This window comes from Gordonia sp. X0973 (genome assembly GCF_013348785.1).
In the GTDB taxonomy this organism is placed as follows: Bacteria; Actinomycetota; Actinomycetes; order Mycobacteriales; family Mycobacteriaceae; genus Gordonia.
In genome coordinates this window covers 2,270,846-2,292,243 of the sequence record NZ_CP054691.1, presented here as the reverse complement: position 1 = coordinate 2,292,243, position 21,398 = coordinate 2,270,846, and the positions used below count along the sequence as shown (strand labels likewise).

The 21,398-nt window shown below is 67.9% G+C and carries 23 protein-coding genes and 2 tRNA genes; 9 read left to right on the top strand and 16 right to left on the bottom strand.

Features of this window, described 5'->3' with window-relative positions; genetic code table 11:
* Nucleotides 1–14 precede the first annotated feature (14 nt).
* The gene (locus HUN08_RS11185; protein WP_124247713.1) at nucleotides 15–1,241 is read right to left on the bottom strand and encodes an oxygenase MpaB family protein; all 1,227 of its coding nucleotides are present in this window, start codon (nucleotides 1,239–1,241) and stop codon (nucleotides 15–17) included.
* Nucleotides 1,242–1,383: 142 nt separating this feature from the next.
* Here HUN08_RS11185 and HUN08_RS11180 point away from each other — a divergent pair, with 142 nt between their 5' ends.
* Nucleotides 1,384–2,124, top strand: a complete 741-nt coding sequence (locus HUN08_RS11180; RefSeq protein WP_124247714.1) for a DJ-1/PfpI family protein — start codon at nucleotides 1,384–1,386, stop codon at nucleotides 2,122–2,124.
* On the opposite strand, the gene HUN08_RS11175 is transcribed toward HUN08_RS11180, so the two are convergent.
* The 3 genes from HUN08_RS11175 to HUN08_RS11165 form a co-directional block, all read right to left on the bottom strand.
* Nucleotides 2,090–2,872, bottom strand: coding sequence for an oxygenase MpaB family protein (locus HUN08_RS11175; RefSeq protein WP_165353445.1), 783 nt, complete (start codon nucleotides 2,870–2,872; stop codon nucleotides 2,090–2,092). The genes HUN08_RS11180 and HUN08_RS11175 overlap by 35 nt on opposite strands.
* A gap of 83 nt (nucleotides 2,873–2,955) precedes the next feature.
* Nucleotides 2,956–3,351 (bottom strand): hypothetical protein, encoded by a 396-nt coding sequence (locus HUN08_RS11170; RefSeq protein WP_124247715.1) that lies wholly within the window; start codon nucleotides 3,349–3,351, stop codon nucleotides 2,956–2,958.
* 92 nt (nucleotides 3,352–3,443) lie between these two features.
* Complete coding sequence (locus HUN08_RS11165) at nucleotides 3,444–5,093, bottom strand: amidohydrolase (protein WP_124247716.1); 1,650 nt, start codon at nucleotides 5,091–5,093, stop codon at nucleotides 3,444–3,446.
* A 108-nt stretch (nucleotides 5,094–5,201) separates the two neighbouring features.
* Between HUN08_RS11165 and HUN08_RS11160 the strand changes: the two genes are divergently transcribed.
* A complete protein-coding gene (locus HUN08_RS11160; protein WP_124247717.1) occupies nucleotides 5,202–5,924 on the top strand; it encodes an aspartate/glutamate racemase family protein in 723 nt (240 codons plus the stop codon).
* Here HUN08_RS11160 and HUN08_RS11155 read toward each other — a convergent pair.
* The 12 genes from HUN08_RS11155 to HUN08_RS11100 all read right to left on the bottom strand — a co-directional run bounded on the left by HUN08_RS11155 (nucleotide 5,911) and on the right by HUN08_RS11100 (nucleotide 14,560).
* Nucleotides 5,911–7,554 (bottom strand): amidohydrolase, encoded by a 1,644-nt coding sequence (locus HUN08_RS11155; protein ID WP_301546683.1) that lies wholly within the window; start codon nucleotides 7,552–7,554, stop codon nucleotides 5,911–5,913. The two genes, HUN08_RS11160 and HUN08_RS11155, sit on opposite strands and share 14 nt — an antisense overlap.
* Before the next feature lie 32 nt (nucleotides 7,555–7,586).
* On the bottom strand, nucleotides 7,587–8,567 hold the full coding sequence (locus HUN08_RS11150; protein ID WP_124247718.1) for a patatin family protein: 981 nt from the start codon (nucleotides 8,565–8,567) through the stop codon (nucleotides 7,587–7,589).
* 56 nt (nucleotides 8,568–8,623) lie between these two features.
* Nucleotides 8,624–8,697 (bottom strand) — tRNA-Ile (locus tag HUN08_RS11145).
* Nucleotides 8,698–8,737: 40 nt separating this feature from the next.
* Entirely contained in the window at nucleotides 8,738–9,229 is a 492-nt protein-coding gene (locus tag HUN08_RS11140; protein WP_124247719.1) for an FBP domain-containing protein, read from the bottom strand.
* Between the two features lie 164 nt (nucleotides 9,230–9,393).
* Nucleotides 9,394–9,918: a GNAT family N-acetyltransferase gene (locus HUN08_RS11135; protein ID WP_124247720.1), complete on the bottom strand. Its 525-nt coding sequence runs from the start codon at nucleotides 9,916–9,918 to the stop codon at nucleotides 9,394–9,396.
* Nucleotides 9,919–9,927: 9 nt separating this feature from the next.
* On the bottom strand, nucleotides 9,928–10,368 hold the full coding sequence (locus HUN08_RS11130) for a hypothetical protein (protein ID WP_124247721.1): 441 nt from the start codon (nucleotides 10,366–10,368) through the stop codon (nucleotides 9,928–9,930).
* Between the two features lie 30 nt (nucleotides 10,369–10,398).
* Entirely contained in the window at nucleotides 10,399–10,644 is a 246-nt protein-coding gene (locus HUN08_RS11125) for an excalibur calcium-binding domain-containing protein (RefSeq protein WP_301546682.1), read from the bottom strand.
* Between the two features lie 87 nt (nucleotides 10,645–10,731).
* Nucleotides 10,732–12,129: a threonine/serine exporter ThrE family protein gene (locus tag HUN08_RS11120; RefSeq protein WP_124247722.1), complete on the bottom strand. Its 1,398-nt coding sequence runs from the start codon at nucleotides 12,127–12,129 to the stop codon at nucleotides 10,732–10,734.
* Nucleotides 12,130–12,201: 72 nt separating this feature from the next.
* Entirely contained in the window at nucleotides 12,202–12,444 is a 243-nt protein-coding gene (locus HUN08_RS11115; protein ID WP_124247723.1) for a hypothetical protein, read from the bottom strand.
* Nucleotides 12,445–12,596: 152 nt separating this feature from the next.
* Nucleotides 12,597–12,669: transfer RNA gene (locus HUN08_RS11110), tRNA-Asn, on the bottom strand.
* 68 nt (nucleotides 12,670–12,737) lie between these two features.
* On the bottom strand, nucleotides 12,738–13,349 hold the full coding sequence (locus HUN08_RS11105) for a GntR family transcriptional regulator (RefSeq protein WP_301546992.1): 612 nt from the start codon (nucleotides 13,347–13,349) through the stop codon (nucleotides 12,738–12,740).
* A gap of 77 nt (nucleotides 13,350–13,426) precedes the next feature.
* Nucleotides 13,427–14,560, bottom strand: a complete 1,134-nt coding sequence (locus tag HUN08_RS11100) for an acyl-CoA dehydrogenase family protein (RefSeq protein ID WP_124247724.1) — start codon at nucleotides 14,558–14,560, stop codon at nucleotides 13,427–13,429.
* A 94-nt stretch (nucleotides 14,561–14,654) separates the two neighbouring features.
* Here HUN08_RS11100 and HUN08_RS11095 point away from each other — a divergent pair, with 94 nt between their 5' ends.
* From HUN08_RS11095 to HUN08_RS11065, 7 genes are all read left to right on the top strand, one after another.
* Nucleotides 14,655–15,392, top strand: coding sequence for a hypothetical protein (locus tag HUN08_RS11095; protein WP_124247725.1), 738 nt, complete (start codon nucleotides 14,655–14,657; stop codon nucleotides 15,390–15,392).
* Nucleotides 15,393–15,427: 35 nt separating this feature from the next.
* Nucleotides 15,428–16,225 (top strand): enoyl-CoA hydratase-related protein, encoded by a 798-nt coding sequence (locus tag HUN08_RS11090; protein WP_124247726.1) that lies wholly within the window; start codon nucleotides 15,428–15,430, stop codon nucleotides 16,223–16,225.
* Between the two features lie 47 nt (nucleotides 16,226–16,272).
* A complete protein-coding gene (fadD5, locus tag HUN08_RS11085; protein ID WP_124247727.1) occupies nucleotides 16,273–17,865 on the top strand; it encodes a fatty-acid--CoA ligase FadD5 in 1,593 nt (530 codons plus the stop codon).
* A 114-nt stretch (nucleotides 17,866–17,979) separates the two neighbouring features.
* Complete coding sequence (locus HUN08_RS11080; protein ID WP_124247728.1) at nucleotides 17,980–19,110, top strand: NDMA-dependent alcohol dehydrogenase; 1,131 nt, start codon at nucleotides 17,980–17,982, stop codon at nucleotides 19,108–19,110.
* A gap of 151 nt (nucleotides 19,111–19,261) precedes the next feature.
* Nucleotides 19,262–20,185: a hypothetical protein gene (locus tag HUN08_RS11075; protein WP_124247729.1), complete on the top strand. Its 924-nt coding sequence runs from the start codon at nucleotides 19,262–19,264 to the stop codon at nucleotides 20,183–20,185.
* Between the two features lie 5 nt (nucleotides 20,186–20,190).
* The gene (locus HUN08_RS11070) at nucleotides 20,191–21,003 is read left to right on the top strand and encodes a serine hydrolase (RefSeq protein ID WP_124247730.1); all 813 of its coding nucleotides are present in this window, start codon (nucleotides 20,191–20,193) and stop codon (nucleotides 21,001–21,003) included.
* Complete coding sequence (locus tag HUN08_RS11065) at nucleotides 21,000–21,395, top strand: hypothetical protein (RefSeq protein WP_301546681.1); 396 nt, start codon at nucleotides 21,000–21,002, stop codon at nucleotides 21,393–21,395. Before HUN08_RS11070 ends, HUN08_RS11065 begins: the two co-directional genes overlap by 4 nt.
* The last annotated feature ends 3 nt before the right edge of the window (nucleotides 21,396–21,398 follow it).

Sequence of the window (21,398 nt, the reverse complement as noted above, 5' to 3'; positions counted from 1 at the left end):
GACTCCCTTCGCTCTCAGAAATGCCGGTTGTGTTGCGGGATCTCGATGCTGATGGGCATGTGCAACTCGGCCATGTACCAGAGGACGAATTGGCGCAGGAATTCGTCGAACATCCAATAGGCGTTGTCCATCGGTGGCGCGACGCCGAGGACCCCGGAGCGAACCGCGACGAACGGTGCCCAGCTGACCTCCAGGAGCGGGCTCCACACCGGTTCGCGCGGCACCCGGATCCAGTCGGCGATCCGGTCGCCGAGGATGAAGCGGGTGAAGGCGCCCAGGATCGGCTTGCTCAACAGCGTCAGATCGAGTTGCTCGCCGAGGGAGAGGAGGTCTTGGGCCAGTGCCCGTCCCTCGCGGGTGGGCGCCAGGATCGGTTTCAGCACCTGCTTGGCCTGGGCATTCGCCTGGCCCCACGTGGCCGGGATGTACTCGTCGCGTATCCCCAACAGGTGCCCGCACACCTGCCAGCCGTGCAGGTAGCCCATCGATTCGTCATGCGGGGTGGGGATCCGCCATTCGGTCAGCTTCTGCATGATCGTCGTCGGGAGGCTGTGCCACGTCACCATCAGGTCGTCCTGGCTGATCGGGATGTGCTCCTTGGGCCAATGCGGCGACTGGGGGAGCAGGTGCCGGACGGCGGAGTGGATCATCCGTGTCTTCACACAGGTCACGATCATCTGGCCGTCGGGCTGGTAGGCGGTCGGGGTGCCGATGTCGTAGCCGAGTTTGGCGGTCTTGGCGATCCGGTCCTTGAAGAACTGTCCGCCCTTCGAGTAGTAGACCGCTCGCGCCTCGTTCGGGATGACGGTCGCCATCATCCCGCTGGCGAAGGCGTAGAGCGCGGAGATGATCGTCCCGTGCTTCTTGTTGTACTCGAATCCCGCGGCCAATTTCGCGTGGTCGGTCCATGCCGGCAGTTGTCGCGCGTACTCGATGAAGTCGCGCAGCTCGCCGGGCAGCCCCTTGGGAACCGGCTGCCCGTTCCGCGTCCACGTCCTCAGTTCGGCGTTGATCCGATTGACGTTGTGATGCTCCAGCACGTCGGCGAGTACCGGATCGGCCTCGGGGTCCCAGACGGTCCGCGGGTCCGCGCCGGCGCCGTGGCCGGCCACCGACCCCCGCGGTGACCACGACCAGGGCTTGGCCCTGGCCGGAGTGCCGAGCGCCAAGGCGCCGACGGCCCCGGCGGCGACCCCGCCGACCTTCAACGCGTCTCTTCTACTGATCTCGCGGTCTACCATCGACGATCCCCTCTGGAACAGAGATACATATACTGTTAGTTTGTATCTCTCGACCATGACAGCACGATGAACGCCGGGTCGGGTCGAAATCGCGAAATTGCCCTCCGGCCGGCCGGCGCCGGGGGCGAAGGTAAGGGGAACGATGACGCAGATCGCGTTGGTCATCTATCCGGGATTCACCGCCCTCGACGTGGTCGGGCCGTACGAGGTGCTGTCCCGGCTGCCCGGCGCGGACATCCGATTCGTCTGGCACGAGACGGGTCCGGTGACCGCCGACTCCGGTGCGCTGATCCTCGCCGCCACCCACACTCTCGCCGAAACGCCTGCGCCGGACGTGATCCTGGTGCCGGGCGGCAGTGCCTCGGTGCTGGTCCGGGCCCGTGATCGAACCTTGGTGGAGTGGCTGCAGAACGCGAGCGCGACGGCGAGCTGGACGGCGTCGGTCTGCGCGGGATCGGTGATCCTCGGCGCGGCGGGGCTGCTCCGGGACCGCCGCGCGACCTCGCACTGGCAGACGGTGCCGCTGCTGCGGGGATTCGGCGCGATCCCGGTCGCGGACGAGCGGGTCGTCCACGACGGCGTCGTCACGGGTGCCGGGGTGTCCGCCGGAATCGATCTGGCGCTGTGGCTGGCGGGGCAGATCGGGTCGGAGAAGCGTGCGAAGGCGATCCAACTCGCCATCGAGTACGACCCGCGGCCGCCGTTCGACTCCGGCAGTATTCAGAAGGCGTCGAAATCGACGGCGACGGCGGCGAATCTGCTGCTGACCAAGGAGGGCGCCAATCCGAAGCAGGTCGCGGCGGGGGTGGGCCTGTTGTGGGATCAGGCGATCGGGCGGTCGCGGCGCGTCAGGCGTCGGGGTCGTGCCGTGCCGAGGACATGAGACGGAACTTGCGCGGGGTGATCGCCATGCGGAGATTCGTCGACGCGGCGTAGGCACGCAGGGCCGCGCGGTCGGCCGCGGTCACATCGACGTCGAGCAACTCGGCGGCGCGCGGGTGCAGCATCGCCCGGATCGCGGCATGCGGAACGCTGTGCGGATACCAGGTCGGCGGATGCAGCGTCTCCTCGCGCAGCCGAGCCGCGTCCGGGGTCATCTGCAGGTGGGTCCGGCAGTAGTCGTCGAAGTATTCGACGAACTCGGCGTAGGTCGCCGGTTGGGCGCGATCGGAGATGTCGTACTTGGCGTACCAGCGGCAGCATTCGCGGTAGAGCTGGTCCTTCTCGTCGGGTCCGATCCCGCCGTGGAAGACGTCGAGCGACGTGAAGAGGGTGTCGACATACGTCGCGTGCTGGAAGAAGAACAGTTCCGGGTTCAGCGAGTGGTAGCGCTCGCCGTTGCTGTCGGTGCCCTTGACGTGTGAGTGGGCGGTGCGCATCACCGCGGTGAGATCGCGGTTGCTGTAGGCGATGTACACCATCTCGCCGACGGCCCGGCTCTTGTGCGCCCACAGGCCGCCGTGTACGTGCTGGACGAGGCTGGCCGCGTCGCCGGGATCGAGGATCTGCAGCGAGAGCGCGCGGGGCAGGGTGTACGCGAAGCGCCGGTCGCCGAGGTAGCGGTAGACCAGCGGCATGTCGACGCGCCGCCGGGGTGGGGCTTCGGGTCGGTGGGCCGCGGGTGCAGGCATGACCCGAGGATAGTGTCTGGATACGACCGTTGTCAGTTAGTGGGGCTGGCGGATGGCCAGGTCGGGACGAATGTCCCGGCGCTTCAGACGCCGCCGCAGAACGACCCGCCGTTGAGCCCGGGACCCACGGAGAACGGCTTGCCCGCCCGGCGGACGCCGTTCTGGACCGCGACCGCCCTCATCATCCCGGTGCGGCGGGGAGTCCACCAGCCCTCGACGACGCGCTTCTCGTCGTCGCGCTGTTCGTCGGTCGTCTTGAGACGGTCGACGACGTGCCGGTGGTCGTCGACGATCAGGAGTTGAACCGGTGCGCGGCGGTCGGTGACCAGCACCGAGATGTTGTAGGTACACCCGGTGCCGCGCTTGCCGAAGGCGCTCTGCGGGGCGACATTCGGACCGACGGACGGGACGGCGTGGGCGGTCGGCGCGACAAAAGCGGAGATCGCCACGGCCGCGGCAAGGGGGAGAAGAGGTCTCATGCCTTTGATGGTGCCGCTTTCGCTACCGAATCTCACAACTTCTACCGAAGCAACGGTAGAAGTTGTGAGATTCGGTAGCGGATGCTCGCCCGCTATACCGCGCTGAGCACGCCGTCGTGTGCGGTCGCGAGGACCGTCGCGGTGGCGAGGTCCTCCGGCGCGGCGGTGCGCGGATCGCGGTCGATCACCGTGAGGTCGGCGTGGTTACCGGGTTTGAGGATGCCGACCTGGTTCTCGCTGTGCAGCTGCCAGGCCGCGTTCGAGGTGTGCGCGCGCAGCGCGATGTCGCGGGTGACCGCCTTGCCGCCGTCCAGGTGGCGCCCGGTCCGCGAGGTGCGCGTCTGGGCGACGGCCATGTTGCGCAGCGGCTCGCACGGCGTGACGGTGCCGTCGTTGTGGAAGGTGACGGCGATCCCCGCATCCGACGCGGCCCCCGCGTCGGCCCATCCGCCGCCGTGGTCCGCGCCGAACAGGTCGTCGACGATGACGTCGCCCCAATAGGTGATGTGGTCGACGAAGAGGCTGGTGGTGACGCCCAGGGAGTGGGCGCGGTTGAACTGTTCCGGGGTCATCAGGCCGCAGTGCTCGATGCGGAACCGGTGGTCGGCGAGGGCGAACTTGTCGATGATCGCCGCGAAGGCGTCCAGGGTGCTGTCGACCGCGACATCGCCATGCGAATGGCAGGCCAGTTGCCAGCCGTCGACCGCGTACTGCGACCCGATGTCGATCAGCTGCTGGGTCGTGTAGTTCGCCTTCCCGATGTGGCCGGGCTCCAGGCCGATCGCCTTGGTCGCCTCGTTCGTCAGATAGGGGAAGGAGGTGGCGATATTGCCGATCCACGGCGAGCCGTCGCACCAGATCTTCACGCCGACCTGGCGGAACCAGTCGTCGCCGTTGCTGAGCGGAACCGTCGCGGTGGCACCCGGCCGTGACATCTCATAGGTGCGCAGACGCACCGGCAATGTCCCGTCCGCGGCCTGCTGCAGGCCGGTGATCAGGGGGTTCAGGTTCTGCTGCCAACTCAGATCGCCGACGGTGGTGATGCCGACCTTGCGCAAGCCGTTCAGGTAGTCGCCCATGATCTGCGGCATCTTCGGCTGCAGGGTCGCCAGGAAGGGCATGGCGATCAACTCGACCGCTCCCGCCTCGAACGCGACGCCGGTCAGCTCGCCCTTCGCGTCGCGGCCGAAGGAGGCGCCGGCCGGATCGGGGGTGTCCTTGGTGATCTTCGCGAAGGCGGCCGCCGCGCTGTTGAAGTACAGCGAATGCCCCGAGTTGTGGACGATGAGCAGCGGAATATCCGGGCAGACGCGGTCCAGTTCGTCGATCGTCGGCGACGTGAGGCCCTTCTGCAGCAGCGGGTCCCAGCCGTTGGCGAACACCCACCGGTCGTCCGCCTTCGGATCGCTCTTGGCGGCGATCTGTTTCTTGATCGCCGCCCACACGTCGTCGGCGGTGAACAGGGTGACAGGGCGGATGTCGACCACGGCGTAGCAGAGCTGGAAGGCGGCGAGACTCGGATGCCCGTGCGGCTCGATCAGGCCGGGGAGCACCCAGCCGTCGGCGACGTCGACGACCTGCGCGCCCGCGGGCTTGTCGACGTCGGCCTTCGATCCGATCGCGGTGATCAACCCGTTCTCGACGATCATCGCCTCGGCCGAGGCGTTCGGGTCGTCGGCGTCGAGGTCGGTCCGGACGATTCGCCCGGTGATGTAGGTGGTGGACGCACTGTCCGCGGTCATGTCGCCTCGTTCTGTCGGGAGCAGGATGTGTCTCAACCTATACAGGCGGCCGGCGAGACCGGGTTCGATCCGGCGTGCATGGGCATATCGGTCCTCTACAGTGCGTTCATGGCGAACGAAAACGGCCGACGGCGGATCACCGTCGTGAATGCCGACGACAACGAGCCGATCCGTCAGCGGATCCTCTACTCGATCAAACCGTTGATCTTTGACGACGGACCGGAGATCGAGGTCGTCACCCTCCCCGGTGGCCCCAAGCTGATGGAGACCCAGGAGGACATCGACAGCGTGGGTCCGCCGATGACCGAGTTCGTCGGGTCCAAACCCGACACCGACGTGTTCGTGGTCGTCTGCTTCGCCGATCCCGGCCTCGCCGAGGCGCGAAAGGCCGCGGGCGGCCGCAAGGTCTTCGGCATCAACCAGTGCGGGATCAACACGGCACTGGCGCTCGGCGACAAAGTCGGCGTGATCGGCATTTCGGACGCGGCCGTCGCGCGCCACCACAGGTACTACGAGTCGCTGGGCATCGGACATCGCATCGCGGGCGAACGTCCGGCGAACATCGATCTCGGAGACGCGGCGAACGCGCTGGATCCGACTACCGCGATCGACCCGAAGATGGTTCTCGACCGCCTCGCGGAGGTCTCCAGGGAACTCATCGAGGACGGCGCCGACGTGATCGTGCTGGGCGAGGGAGGCATGTCACCGGCCCGCGACCTCCTGCAGGAGGCCATCGGCATTCCGGTCGTGGACCCGACTGCGGCAGCGGTGGGCATGGCGATCGTCGCGGCGTCGGTGTTCCCGATGCCGCACGGGGCTACGTCGACGTGAGGACCCCCGCGTGTGCGGTGGCCAGGACTTGGGCCGTGGCCAAGTCCTCGGGCGCGGCCGTGCGCGGGTCGACGGAGATGACCGTCAGGTCGGCGTAGTTGCCCTCCTTCAGAAGGCCGATCTGACCCTCGCTCTTGAGCTGCCACGCCGCGTGCGCGGTGTGGCCGCGGAGTGCGATGTCGCGGGTGACGCCCGTGCCGCCGGAGAGCTTGCGCCCCTGGCGCGAGGTCCGCGTCTGCGCGACGGCGATGTTCCGCAGCGGTTCGCAGGGGGTGACGGTGCCGTCGTTGTGGAAGGTGACGGCGATCCCGGCCTCGGACGCGGCGCCGGCGTCCGCCCAGGCGCCGCCGCGAGTCTTGCCGAACAGGTCGTCTTCGAGGACTTCACCCCAGTACGTGATGTGGTCGACGAATAACGACGCGGTGACCCCGAGGCGTTGTGCGCGCCGGAACTGCTCCGGTGTCATCAAGCCGCCGTGTTCCACCCGGAAGCGGTGATCGGTCAGTTTGTGCTTCGTGATCGCCGCTTCGTAGGCGTCCAGGGTGAGGTCGACGGCAAGGTCGCCATGTGCGTGCGTGGCGAGTTGCCAGCCGTCGCCGACGTACTGCTCGCAGATGGCGACCATCTGCTCCTTGGTGAAGTTGGCCTTGCCGATGTGATGGGGTTCCAGGCCGATCGCCTTCGTCGCATCGTTGGTGAGGTAGGGGAAGGAGGTGGCGATGTTGCCCACCCAGGGCGAACCGTCGGAGATGAGTTTGATCCCTACCTGGCGGAACCAGTCGTCGCCGTTGTCCAGCGGTACGGAGGCCTTCGCGCCCGGTTCGGAGAGTTCGTAGGTGCGCAGGCGGACCGGCAGCGTGCCGCCGGCGGCCTGTTGCAGCCCCTGGATCAACGGGTTGAACTGCGCCATCCAGCCCAGATCGGCGATGGTGGTGATGCCTTTACCGCGCAGATCCCGCAGGTAGGTGAGCATGAGCTGCGGCATCTTCGGGGCCAGGCTCGCGAGGAACGGTCCGGCCACCGCCTTGACGGCGCCGACCTCGTAGCCGACGCCGGTCAGCTCGCCCTTCGCGTCGCGGCCGAAGGATCCATCCGCGGGATCGGGGGTGTCTTTGGTGAGGTTGGCGTACTTCGCCGCGGCCGTGTTGAAGTACAGCGAGTGTCCCGAGTTGTGGACGATGAGCAGCGGAATGTCGGGGCAGACGCGGTCCAGCTCGCCGATCGTCGGCGCTGTGAGGCCCTTCTGCAGCAGCGGGTCCCAGCCGTTGGCGAAGACCCACCGGTCGGCGGCCTTCGGATCGCTCTTGGCGGCGACTTGTTTCTTGATCGCCGCCCACACGTCGTCGGCGGTGAACAGGGTGACCGGTCGGATGTCGACCACGGCGTAGCAGAGCTGGAAGGCGGCGACGCTGGGGTGGCCGTGCGGCTCGATCAGGCCGGGCAGGATCCAGCCGTCGGCGACGTCGACGACCTTCGCGCCCGCGGGCTGGTCGACGTCGGTCCTCGATCCGATGGCGGTGATCAACCCGTTCTCGACGATCATCGCCTCGGCGGAGGCGTTCGGGTCGTCGGCATCGACGTCGGTTCGGACGATTCGCCCGGTGATGTAGGTGGTGGACGGATCCGGCACGGTGCCTCACTAAGTCGGTGGACGACGTGGCCTCAACGTATACCGGTGGCCGACCCGATGTGCGCGAGTCGGCGACGGACGGCTTCTCGTCCCGCCTCGAAGGCCGGTTCGAGCACCTCGCCGCGCGACTCGAGTCGACTGACGCGGGGACTGTCGTCGGCGGGTCGGATCGAGACGACGGTCGCCTCGGGCTCGGCGTCGTAGCCGGCCAACGTGTCGTCGTCCTCCTGCAGCCGCCGGTCGCGATCGAGGTAGGCCGCGCGCAGCGCCGGGGAGGTGAACTGCAGCACGGTCGCGGCGAACAGCCGGTTGCCCCGGCTCGGTTCCGAGGGATCGGCCGTATCGAGGATGCGCCGTGACCGCAGCACCAACGCGTGCGTCGCGCCGTCGGCGAGCGCTCGGCGATACGGAACCGATTCGGCCAACCCGGCGTCGTAGAAGCGGCGTCCGGCGATCCGGATCGGTGGACCCGCGACGAGGGGCAGCGCCGCACTCGCCCTGATCGCGAGGCGCAGGTCCGCCGCGTCGTCGATCATCGGGGCGAGGTCGACCGACTGGCCGGTCGCCACGTCGGTGGCCAACGGGTGGATCGCGACGCTGCCGGTCAACACCGATTCGAAGGGGAGTACCCAGTCGTTGACGTAGACGTCCTCGATGAGCCGCTCCACGTCGATGATTGGACGTCGGCGCAGCACGTTGCGCGGGTCGATGAGCGCCTGCGCGAACCGTGGGTCGCGCCATCCCTCGATGCCCTCCGGGCGCGAGCTGAGGAGCCACGCGGCGTTGATCGCGCCCGCCGAGGCGCCGTACACCGCGTCGAAAAGCGGTGTCAGGCCCAGCTCGTGGATCTCGCGGGCCATACCGCCGGACACGGTTCCGCGCATCCCGCCGCCCTCGATGACGAGGACGACCCGCCGACCGTCGTCGCGGTGGTCCTCGCCCCGACGACGGCGGGTGAGCCGTTCGGCCAATACGTCGAACAGACTCGTTGTGGCACTTGAGGTCTCGGTCACGCGCACCCCCTCGTCGGCGCATGGCCGACGACGATGAAACTGCTCCGGTCCTGACGTGGGGCGACCGGGGCTCGAACCCGGGACCAGCGGATTATGAGTCCGCGGCTCTAACCAACTGAGCTATCGCCCCCAGCGGGCACCAGGCCCGCTCAGAAGGGTACCGGGCCGCCTCAGCCGACGTCGGTCAGGACCTCGTCGACGAAGGCGCGGATCCGACGTCGCAATTCGGCCACGCGCTGGTCGCGGATCTGCTCGAGATCGGTGCCGCGGTGATAGGCCGGGGGCAGCTGCCGCGCATTGCGCGAACAACCGAATTTCTCGCAGATCAGGACCCCGAGAGTGCAGCCGCGCCGACCGGCGGCGCCCGCCCGTCGAACCGTGTAGAGCACGGCGTCGTCGGACAGGTTCACATCCGAGCACCAGGAGCACATCGCGCGCCCCCGCGGTTTCGACTCGGCCCGGGTGAGCAACAGTGCCACCGGCCCGTCGTCGTGGTCGACGACGAGGTAGGCCCGACGCGGGATCTTGGGGTCGCGCCAGCCGAGGAACTCGAGCCGTGCGAAGTCGACGTCGGCCAGGTCGGGGTAGGTGACTCGGGCGACCTCGCTGCGCGTGGCGCCGCGGAAGGCCGAACGGATGGTTGTCTGGGAAAGGGGTTGCATAGGAGAACCAAACGGTGAGGTCGACGCCGATGGGCGTCGAGAAATCCGGAAGAGGAGGGCAGGCTAATCCGGCCGATCACCATGATCGGCGCGGGGCGCGGTCAACTGATACGGGCGCGAAAGGCGCCGGACTCCTCGATTCGCGGATTGCTCACCGGACCAGGTTAGCGCGGTGAGTCGTGGCCGCCCAATGGTTTGTGCCGACGGTGTTCGGGCAACGTCACGTCCGGGCGCCGCTCGACGCGGGTCCGGCCGTCGGCCCGCCAACCGTGGCGCCGATAGAACCGATTGGCGCGGTCGTTGCCGTCGAGGACCCAGAGGTAGGCGTCGCGGAATCCGTCGTCGGCGAGGCATTGTTCGGCACCGGTGAGCAACGCTGATCCGACGCCCGCCGACCACGCGTCGGGATGGACGTAGAGCGCCCACAGCTCGCCGTCGGCGGCGTCCTCGCGACTGGCGCCGAATGCCGTGAATCCGACGATGTCGCCGTCGCGCTCCGCGACGAGTTGGACGGTGGAAGAGTCCTCCGCGCCGATGATCTCGTGCCAGCGCCGGGCGCGCTGCTCGACGGACAACCCGTCGAGGAAGGTCTGGGGGAGCAGGCCGTGATAGCCCGATCGCCAGGAGTGGACGTGGACGTCGGCTATCGCCTCGGCGTCGTCGACCGTGGCGCGGCGCAGCGAGAGCATGGGGTAAGCCTAGGTATCCGCGGCCGGGGTGGCGTCGGAGATCATGGCCCACCCGATCAGGTCGCACTTGGCGAACTGCAGCTCGGTGTCTTCGCTGACGGTGTTGTCGATGATGTAGGCCAATTGGACCGGGAATCCACGCATTCCGGCGTGCACCTGGCTACCGGCCATGAGGGCGACGATGACGACGGCGAGAACGGAGACGAAGCGGCCGTCGTCGTCGGTCCCGGTGAGTTGGGGTTGGGGTCGGCTCCAGTCGAAGTCCGGTCCAGGGTGGTATTTGACCGGGCTTTCCAGGACGCCGATGTAGTAGTCGTCGCGGTCGCTCGCGGCGATCTGGCGCACGGCATCGGCCGAGACGGGTAGCTGTGCCCGGAGTTCGGGAATGGCGTGCGGCGTGCCCGAGCCGTTCTGGGCGTAGTCGATGTCGTCGATGGTGAAGCGGGCCATCGGGGCAGCCTACGCCCGGACGGTGTGGATTCATTCGCAGGCGATACCGTCTCCGTCGCGGTCGAGGTGCGAGGCGTAGCCGTCCTCACCCTTCTGGATCGGGGTGACGCCGGCCTTGCGCGCCTCGGTGCAGTTCTCGTAGTACGTGGCCTGCGTCGCGCCGGGCAGAGGGGAGGCGTGCACCGATGCGGCGACGGTGAGCGGGACCATTCCGGCCGCGCCGACGGCGAGGGCCGCGAAGGTTCTGGCGATGAGGGTGGCGGTCGTTGCGGGCATGCGGGGACTCCGTCTCGGTAGCAGCTTCCCCGGCCGTCATCAACTGTACGAGTGGCCGCTCTTGCGCGGAGAGGATTCGGATACCGATCAACGGGTGCGGCGGTAGGCGGTGAAGACGTTGGGCAGGCGCGGTCGGCGCAGGATGCGGGCGATGAACTCGCCCAGTGTTACTCCGGCGGCCAGCCCGACCCCGATGATGAAGGCCGTGACCATGGCGGAGGTGCCGCCGGTGCCGGTCATCAGGCCGTACATGCCGCGGTAGATCGCCTGGCCGGGCAGCAGCGGCGTGATGCCGGCGACGGCGATGACCAGCGGCGGAGTGAGCGATCGGCGGGCGGCGATACCGCCGACGAGGCCGACGATCGTCGCGGCGGCGGCATATCCGAACACCGGTCCGAGGTTGGTCAGCATCAGTGCGGCCGTGACGCCGGAGCCGATCGCGCCGGCGACGAAGGCGGCCGGCAGTGCCCGGCGCTCGGCGTAGCTGGCCAGCGCGAAGGCGAAGGCGGCGATGGCACCGCCCACGACGCGGGCGGGCACGTCGGCGGCCCCGAACGGTGGCACGGCGGTGAGGGCAGGGAGGTGGACGTCGAATAGGCCGACGAAGCGGATCGAGAGGGCGACCCCGATCATGATGCCGCCGGTCATCACCACAACCTCGGTGAATCGGGCGGTGCCCGTGATGGGTGCGCCGGTGATGGCGTCCTGTACCGCGCCGACCAGGGTCAGGCCCGACAGCAGGACGATGATGCCCGCCGCGATGATCTGCGTCGGCCGAAAACCCAGGCCGCTGCTCTCCAGCACCGGGTTGAGCAATGCCGCGGGAAGGACGGCGAGGAATCCGCCGGCCATCTGTTGGAAGAACGGCGGGGTACCGATGCGGTTGAGCCGTCGGTTCACCTCGATGATGACGACCGACGTGGCGAACGCGGTGAGCCAGACGACCCAGGTGCCGCCGAGGAAGATGCCGACGCCCAGTGCCATCAACCCCCAGGCGAGTGTCGCCACCCACCGCGGATAGGGGTGGGGTGCCTCGGTGATGTCGTCGACGATGCCGTGGGCGGTGGCGGGGGTGATGGACAGCCGTCGGATCTTCCGCACCAGGCGGTCCATCTGGGCGAGCCGGGTGAAGTCGAGGGAACGGTAGTAGACGGTGCGCGACGCGGTGATCGGCGGCAACGTGCTCCCGCGCCGGGCGCAGATCAGGATGGTGTTGAAGGTGACGTCGACGTCGACGTCTTCGAGTCCGTAGATGTTGGCGACGAATTCCACCTGGTGTCGGGTGTCCACGGCCCCGGTGCCGGCGTCGAGCAATACCGCGCCGATCCGCAGTGCCAGGTCGAGGACCTCGGTGATCGCCGCCTCGTCGCGGAGGTCGATCGGCTTGCGCGGGGCGATGACGATGCTGCCCGGCTCGATGGTGTCGATCGTCGCGGGTCGGGTTCCGAACACTCGGTCCATGCCGCGCCGCAACAGATCACGCACGCCCGCGCCTCCTCCTCGTCGCCTCCGCACCAGCCTAGTGATCCTCGGTGTTCCCGCGCCGTGATCCCCGCGTCACGTCCAGTGCTCGGTCACCGCCTCGATGACCGAGATCACGTAGTCGGCGCCCGGCTCGGGGTTGCCGTCGGCGTCGACCGCCACGTCATTGCCGAGCAGGTCGATGATCGCTTCGGCGTCGGCGGCCGTCGGGTTGTCCAGGGATTCGAGACGAAGCAACTCGTACTCGCCACCGTGTCGGGCGACGCTCGCCCGGATCTGTGCACGCTGGTCTTCGGTGAATGGCTCCAGGAATCGCATTTCAGTGCCTCCAGCCCATCCGGTTGCGCGGCCAGCAGGTGACCACCTGGCCCCTGCTGTTCAAGACTGCGGTCGCGGTCGCCTCCGCCTGCGCGGCTAACCAGGCGTATCAGGGCGACAAAAAACCGCCTGCGCGAGCAGGCGGTTCTGAGCTCCCCCAACTGGACTCGAACCAGTAACCGTTCGATTAACAGTCGAATGCTCTGCCAATTGAGCTATGGGGGATTGGCATCGGCTCGTATGAGCCGGATGTTGACTCTAGCGCATTGCCTGAACGCGGACAAAACCGCTGGTCAGCCGCGTGGCTCGGGATCCCAGATGCCGGCTGCGGAGAGCCGGGCGACCAGGCGCGCGGCACCGTCGTCGAATTGGCGCTGCACCTGCTCGACGATCAGCGCGCGATCGCCGGTGCGGTACCCGTCGATGAGGCGGGCGTGGCTGTCGACGGCCACCGAACCCCAGTCGGGATCGGCGGCGTAGATCCGGTGCGGGGTGTAGTGCGTCGCGTTGAACAGGAACCACGCCAGCTTGTCGCTGGCCGAGATGCGGTTATGGGTGCGGTGGAAGTCGAACTCCGCGTCGACGATCTCGTCGACGTCGCCGGAACCCACCGCCGCGCGCAGCCGTTCGTTGCAGGCGGTGAGCAGTTCGACGTCTTCGGGGGAGACCATGTCGGCGGTGCGCAGCGCGATCTTCACCGCGATCTGGCCCTGCAGCCAGAAGATGTCCTCGACGTCGGTGCGCGAGAGGTCGGCCACGACGTACCCGCGGTGCGGGGCGAGGTTCACCATCCCCTCGCCCCGCAGCGTGAGCAGAGCCTCGCGCACCGGCGTGACGCTGACCCCGAGTTCGGCGGCCGTTTCATCCATGCGGATGGGGTCGCCGGGGCGGAAGTCGCCGGTCATGATCCGGTGTCGGATCGCGCCGGCGACCTCCTCCGACAATTGGGGCCGACGACGCAGTGCGCCGCCCTGGGGTGGTGTCACAGCCCGTAAGTCTTGCCGATGATGTCGCGCTGGATCTCGTTGGTACCGCCGTAGACGGTCGAGATGATCGCACTGCGCATCAGCGCCTCGGCGTCGAACTCCTTGGTGTAGCCATAGCCGCCCATCATCTGCATCCCGTCGATGGTCATCGCCTTGGACACCTCGGTGGACTTGAGCTTCACCATCGACGCCTCCCGCGGGAACATCTGCGTGGGGTTGGCGTCGGCCTTGGCGGCCAAGTCGTACACGAGCAGCTTGGTGCAGGCGATCTCGGTGGCGTGATCGGCCATGCGGTGCCGCAACGCCTGGAACGTGCCGACCGGCTTGCCGAACTGCTTGCGCTCGGTGATGAACTTCAGCGTGTCGTCGAAGGAGCGCTCGGCCAGGCCCAGCTGCATGGCGCCCAGGATCAGACGCTCGGTGTTCAGGCCGGCCATCAGCTGCCACCAGCCCTGGTTCACCTGGCCGACGACGTACTCGTCGGGGATGAAGCAGTCGGTGAAGTAGAGGTCGTTCTGCTCGCGACCGCCGAGGGTCTCGATCGGCACGATCTCCAGGCCCTTGGTGCCGGCGGGCACGTGGAACTGGGTGATGCCCTCGTGCTTCTTGTCGGTGCGCTCGGTGCGGGCGATCAGCAGGATCGACGAGGCGATCGCCGCGTTGGAGATCCACGTCTTCTGACCGTTGATCTTCCAGCCGCCGTCGACCTTCTCCGCTTTGCAGGACAGGTTCGCGACATCCGAGCCGGCCTCGGGCTCGCTCATCGCGATGGACAGCGAGTCGCCCTTCACGACGTTGGCCAGGACTTCCTTCTTCAGTTCCTCGCTGGCGAAGCGCTCGTAGGCGGCGGCGGTGATGAAGGTGGGGCCGATGCCGCCGACCGGGGCCATGCCGTGCAGGGCTTCCTCGAGGAAGATGCAGAGTTCGACGTTGCCCGCGCCGGCGCCGCCGTATTCCTCGCCGACGATGATGCCGGCCCAGCCGAGGTCGGCCATCTTGCGGTACAGCTCCTCGCTGTGCGGACCGTCCTGCGTGTACTTGGCGCGCTGCTCGCGGGTGCCGACCTCGCGGGCGCAGAAGTCGCGCACCGCTTGGGCGAACGACTGCTGTTCTGGGGTGAATTCGACCATGTCTGATGGAGCCTTTCGTTCGGAAGCTCCGTCATTCATATCACATATATTTGATAGTCAGACAGTCCCGGGTTGTCGCCTACCCTGTTAAGCCATGGGACGCACCACCGATTCCGAGAACGAGACCGTCGACGAGCAGACGGCATCGACGGAGAAGACCGCATCGACGGATGCAGAAGCGGACACCGACTCGCCGCTCGCCGGGGCCGACTTCCTCGCGGCGAATCGTCGGAATCGGGCCGAGGCCAAGGCGCGGGCGCAGGAGGAGGCCGCCCGCAAGGCGCGCACCCCGGGCAAGGTGGCCGCGCCCACGCGGGGCGCATCCGGCCGCAGCCGGCTCGTGCCGGCATTGATCGCGCTGTCGGCGGTGCTCGCCGTCGTCGCGGCGGGGGTCGTGTTCTGGGCGGTGCGCTCGTCCAACGAGGCGGCACAGCTGAATCCGCAGTCCTCCTTCGGAAAGGATGCGCAGGCCACGGCCGGCAAATACGTCGCCGACGTGATGACCTACAACGTCGACGACTTCGGCGACCTGGATCGTCGGATCCACGCCGTCGCCACCCCGGGATTCGCCGAGCAGTACATCAAGGCCTCCGGCCCGGCCCGCAAGGGCAGCGCCGCCGGGGATGCCTCGTCGCAGGGGAAGGCCGCCGCCACCGGCATCATCGAGCTGTCCGGGAAGCGCGCGGTGGTCCTCGTCGCCCTGGATCAGACGATCACCTCGCCGGCGATAGCAGAGCAGTTTCCCGACGGGCACCTGTATCAGTCGCGTGTGCGGGCGACCCTGGTGCGCGACGGCAACCGGTGGCTGCTCGACGGCTTCGACGTCGTGTGACAACACGCGTTATCACGTTGTGCTAGAACGAGAGCGTGACCGATTCCGCTGAGCTCCTGGCCACCGTCGACGACGGTGGAATCGCCCGACTGACCATCAACCGCCCGGATCGGATGAACGCGCTGAGCGGTCCGGTCTCATTGGCCATCCGTGCCGCGCTCGACGAATGGGCACAGCGCGACGACATCCGCGTCGTCGTGATCACCGGGGTCGGCGGCAGCTTCTCGGCGGGCGCCGACATCACCGACATGGCCGCGGCGAACAGCGGCGACGCGGGCGCTTCGGTCGACGAGGCCAGCGCCCAGGGCATCATCGCCAACGGCTCCGAGCTGGCCCGTTCCGTGCGGCGGATCCCCGTGCCGGTGGTGTCGGCGGTCGACGGGGCGGCCGTGGGAATCGGCGCCTCCCTGGCCCTCGGCGCCGACCTCGTCTATGCGACGAGTCGCGCGTACTTCCTGTTCCCGTTCGTCAACATCGGCCTGATGCCTGACGGCGGCGCCAGCATGTTGGTGGCGGCGTCGGTCGGACGGGCGCGCGCCAACGCGCTGCTGCTCCTGGGCGAGAAATTCCGCGCAGCCGCCGCCTTCGACGCCGGTCTGGTGACCGAGGTCGTCGCGGACGAGCCGGCGCTGCGCGCCCGGGTCGACGAGGTGGTGGCCAAGCTCGCGACCAAGCCCGCGTCGGCGCTGCGCACGACCAAAGCCGCTTCCGATGCGATCACGATGGCCGCATTCGAGTCCGCGCTGGGCCACGAGTTGGCCGGCCAAGTCGCGCTCCTGCAATCGCCGGAGTTCCAGGTCACCCTGGCCGCGTTCGCCAAGCATTCCGGCTGACGCCGGACCGTCAAACACACCGGCGCCGCCGGGAGAGGATTGCGACGATGCCCGTTTCACCGGTCGAGGATCGCACCGCCGAGCCGCTGCGCTCGAGCCGTAACCACTGGAACAACCAGGTCCGCCGCCACGCGCTGATGAAACCCGAGGCTCCCGCGCTGCGGTTCCTCGGTGCCGAGACGTCGTGGCGGACCCTCGACGAGCGGGTGCGCGCCTTCGCCGGTGCCCTGCACCGCCGAGGCGTCGCCTTCGGCGACCGGGTGATGATCCTCATGCTCAACCGCTCGGAATACGTCGAGGCGGTCCTCGCGGCGAACCTCATCGGGGCGATCGCGGTGCCGGTCAACTTCCGGATGGCGCCGGCCGAGGTGGGCTTCCTCGTCGCCGACAGCGGTGCCCGCTGGATCATCACCGAGACGGCGTTGGCCCCGCTGGCCGACGGGGTGGCGGCGGCGAGCGGTGCTATCGACACCATCGTCACCGTCGGCGAGGCCGGCGACGGTCACCTGCGGTTCGAGGATCTGATGGACGAGGACGCGGCGGATCTGCCGGCGATCGACGTGCCCGAGGACACGGTGGCGCTGATCATGTACACGTCGGGCACCACCGGAAAGCCCAAGGGGGCGATGCTCACCCACCAGAACCTGCAGGCCCAGGCGATGACCTGTCTGGACGCACTCGGCACCCGGCCGGACGACATCGGTTCCTGCGTCGCGCCGATGTTCCACATCGCCGCGCTCGGCGCGATGACCCCGCTGCTCTACGCGGGTGCGCTCTCGGTGATCCACCCGCTGGGCGCCTTCGACCCGAACGACCTGTTGGACACCATCGAGCGCGAGGGGACGACGTCGATCTTCCTGGTCCCGGCGCAGTGGCAGGCGGTGTGTGCGGCGCAGCAGGCCAAGCCCCGCGAGTTGAAGCTGCGCGTGATCAGCTGGGGTGCGGCTCCCGCGTCGGACACGGTGTTGAACGCGATGAGCGCGACCTTCCCCGACGCGATGAACGTCGCCGTGTTCGGGCAGACCGAGATGTCGCCGATCACCTGCGTCCTGGAGGGCAAGGACGCGCTGCGCAAGCTCGGCTCGGTGGGCCGGGTGGTGCCGTCGGTCGTCGCGCGGATCGTCGATCCGGCCGGTGACGACGTGCCCGACGGACAGGTCGGCGAGATCGTCTACCGCGGCCCGCAGTTGATGGCGGGGTATTGGCAGAACCCGCGCGGCACGGCCGACGCCTTCGCCGGCGGCTGGTTCCACTCCGGCGACCTCGTCCGCCGCGACGCGGAGGGCTTCGTCTACGTCGTCGACCGCGCCAAGGACATGATCATCTCCGGCGGCGAGAACATCTACTGCGCCGAGGTGGAGAACGTGCTGTTCGCACACCCGCGGATCAGCGAGGCGGCCATCATCGGGCGCGCCGACGACAAGTGGGGCGAGGTGCCCGTGGCCGTCGTGGTCGTCGCCGACGGCGGCGACCTGACGCTCGCCGAACTCGAGCCGTACTTGAACGAGAACCTGGCCCGCTACAAGCATCCGAAGGATCTCGTCATCGTCGACGAACTGCCGCGCAATGCCGGAGGCAAGGTCGTGAAACCGACGTTGCGCAGCAGTTATGGCAGCAAGGACGAGGGGTTGCACAGCTGAGCGGCGGCTCGCGGGGGACACGAAAGTGAAACGTGTTCCAATTTTCCGTTCGGGTGACTACCCTCACACGGGTAAGCGGGTTTCGACCGCGCCAATCGCGAGTGAGGATGAACTGTGAAGACTAAAGGTGCGCTGCTGCGAGAGCTCAATACGCCGTGGAAGATCGAAGAGATCGACATCGGCGACCCGAAGGCCCACGAGGTCAAGATCAAGATGGGCGCCGCGGGCATGTGCCACTCCGACCATCACCTGATGACCGGCGGCATCCCGATGGGCGGCTTCCCGATTCTCGGCGGCCACGAGGGCGCCGGGACCATCGAGGAGGTCGGCGAAGGCGTCACCGACTTCGAGGTCGGCGACCACGTCGTCCTCTCGTTCATCCCCTCCTGCGGCAAGTGTCCCTCGTGTGAGGCCGGACAGGCCAACCTCTGCGACTTCGGCATGTACCTCCTGCAGGGCGAGGCGGTCTCCGACCACACGTTCCGCATCCACACCGCCGACGGTGAGAACGTCTACCCGATGACCCTGCTGGGCACCTTCAGCCCGTACATGGTGGTCCACGAGGCCTCGGTGGTGAAGATCGACAAGGAGATCCCGTTCGAGGTCGCCGCGCTGTGTGGCTGCGGCATCCCCACCGGCTTCGGATCGTCGACGCGCAGCGCCGACATCCGCCCCGGTGAAGACGTCGCGATCATCGGCGTGGGCGGCGTCGGCACCGCCGCGCTGCAGGGTGCGGTCCTCGCTGGCGCGCGGAACATCTTCGCCGTCGACCCCGTCGAGTGGAAGCGCGAGCAGGCCCTCAAGTTCGGTGCGACGAAGGCCTACGCGACCATCGAAGAGGCGATGGGCGACGTCGCGGGCATCACCGCCGGCGGCATGTGCAAGAAGGTCGTCGTCACCGTCGGCGAGGTACACGGCACCGACATCGACAACTGGATGAACCTGACGTCCAAGGGCGGCACCTGCGTGCTGACCGGCATGGGCAGCATGCTCGACAACCAGGTCACCCTCAACTACTCGATGCTGACGCTGATGCAGAAGAACCTGCAGGGCTCGATCTTCGGCGGCGCGAACCCGAAGCTCGACATCCCGATGCTGCTGTCGCTGTTCAAGGCGGGCAAACTCAACATCACCGACATGATCACCCGCGAATACCGGCTCGACCAGATCAACGAGGGCTACCAGGACATGCTCGACGGGAAGAACATCCGCGGCGTCATCCGGTACACCGAAGAGGATTGGTGACGGGCTGACCTGCGCGGGCTCACCGCGACTCCGGCGGACGGGTTCACGACACGTGGACCCGTTCGACGCCTGTTTGTGGGCATTTGTGCACTAATGTTTGTGACGATCGCGATCATCGTCGCGAGACCAACGTGTTGAAGGGCAGTAAGCAATGGCAGACGACGCTAAGAAGAAGGCGCGGGCCGCGGAGCGCGAGCGCGCCTCGGCAATCGCGGAGGGCAACTGGGTCCCGGCGCCGCAGGACAAGTCCAAGGCGACGTGGTTCCGCGTCGCGGCAATCGTCCTGTGGGTGGCGGCCATCGCCATCGAACTGTGGGTGATCTTCAAGATCCTGCTGCCCAAGGGGCAGGAAGTGATCATGTGGCAGATCATCGCCTTCCTGGTCGCGATGGCCGTACTCGCCATCGCGGGCAACCTGCTCTGGCGCAAGGCCAATCGTCTCGACCCCGCGTCGGAGAAGAACAAGTTCCGCTTCTTCGTGCAGAACCAGCTGGGCGCCATCATCACGGTGGTGGCCTTCCTGCCGCTGATCATCCTGGTCTTCCTCGACCAGGACCTCAGCGGTAAGCAGAAGGGCATCATCGGCGGTATCGCGATCGCGCTCGCGGCCGCGGTGTTCGCCACCGGCGTCGAGACCAACCCGGTGTCGCAGGAGCAGATCGCCCGTGAGCGCAACGTCGTGCAGGCGCTGACCGGCCAGGATCAGGTCTGGTACTCGAAGAAGGGCAGCAAGTTCCACGTCTGCAAGCAGGCGGCGCTGGTCACCGGCCGGATCCAGCCGCAGAACCTGGTCAGCGGCACCGTCGCCAACGCTCACGGCGACGGCGTCGACGAGCTGACCAAGCTCTGGCCGACGGAGGCCCGCAAGCACTGCGACGTCTCCGAGGACAAGATCCAGGCCGTGCTCTCGGGCGCGACCGGTCTGAACGCCGAGGAGCTCAAGAAGACGCTGAACCCGGATGAAGACGGCCTGGTCAAGGCCCCGGCGAGCGTGCCGGCGACCCCGGGCAACGTGACGCCCATCCCGTCGGCACCGGCTCCGGCGCCCACGACGGCGCAGCGACCCGCCGCCTGAGGCGAGTGCTGCAGCAACTTGCACAGTGGCCGGTCGACAACGTCGCCGGCGCGCTGATCGGCCCGGCCGGTGTCATCGAGACCTTCGGTGACACCGGCCGGGCCTTCGCGTTGGCGTCGGTGACCAAGCCGCTCGTCGCCTCGGCCGTGCTGGTCGCGGTGGAGGAGGGGGCGATCGAACTCGACACGCCGGCCGGTCCACCGGGATCCACGGTCGCGCACCTGCTCGCGCACGCGTCGGGCCTGGCCTTCGACTCGGCCGAACAGCTCGCGCCGGTGGGCACCCAGCGCATCTACTCGTCCTACGGGTTCGAACTCGTGGCGAAGACCGTGGCGGAGGCCACCGAGATCGCGTTCCCGGACTACCTGGCGCAAGCCGTGGCGGAGCCGCTGGGGATGACGACGACGACGCTGGACGGCCCGGCCGGTCACGGCGCGACCTCCTGCGTCGATGACCTCGCCCGGTATGCCGGCGACCTGCTCGCGCCGCGGATCGTCGCGCCGGAGACGGCCCGCAGCGCGCGGTCGGTCTGGTTTCCCGGCCTCGACGGCTTCGTCCCCGGCTACGGCCGACACCGGCCCTGCGACTGGGGATTGGGTTTCGAGATCCGGGGACACAAGTCGCCGCACTGGACGGCGAGCAGTGCGTCGCCGGAGACCTTCGGCCACTTCGGGCAGTCCGGCACCTTCCTGTGGGTCGACCCGGTCCGGCGGGCCGCCTGCGTCGTGCTCACCGACCGGGCCTTCGGGGCGTGGGCCAAGCCGCTGTGGAGCGATTTCAACGACGACATCTGTGCGCGTCTCGACGGCGGGGGATGACCATGCGCGAACTGGACGCCAACGACCTCGGCGGGCTGCTCTCCCTCTACGCGGTGCTGCTGTTGGCCTTCGCCGCCAATTTCCACCTCTCGCCGAAGGCGGTCCGGCGAAATCGACGGGCGGCGATGGTGTTCGCCATCGCCAACTTCATCGGCGAGGCGTCGACGGTCATCGCGCTGCTGCTGACGTGGGTGGCCCTGTGGAGTCCCGGGGCATGGGAGAAGATCGACAACCTGCTGGTGTTCATTCCCGGCTCGCTGGCCATCGGCTGCGCGGTGTTCTTGACCTTCGAATCGGTGTGGGCGCGTATCCGCCACATCACCGAGGTCGGATTCGAGGAGCAACAACGTCAAGAAGAACTAGCGCAACACACGTCCCATGAGGCACACTAGATA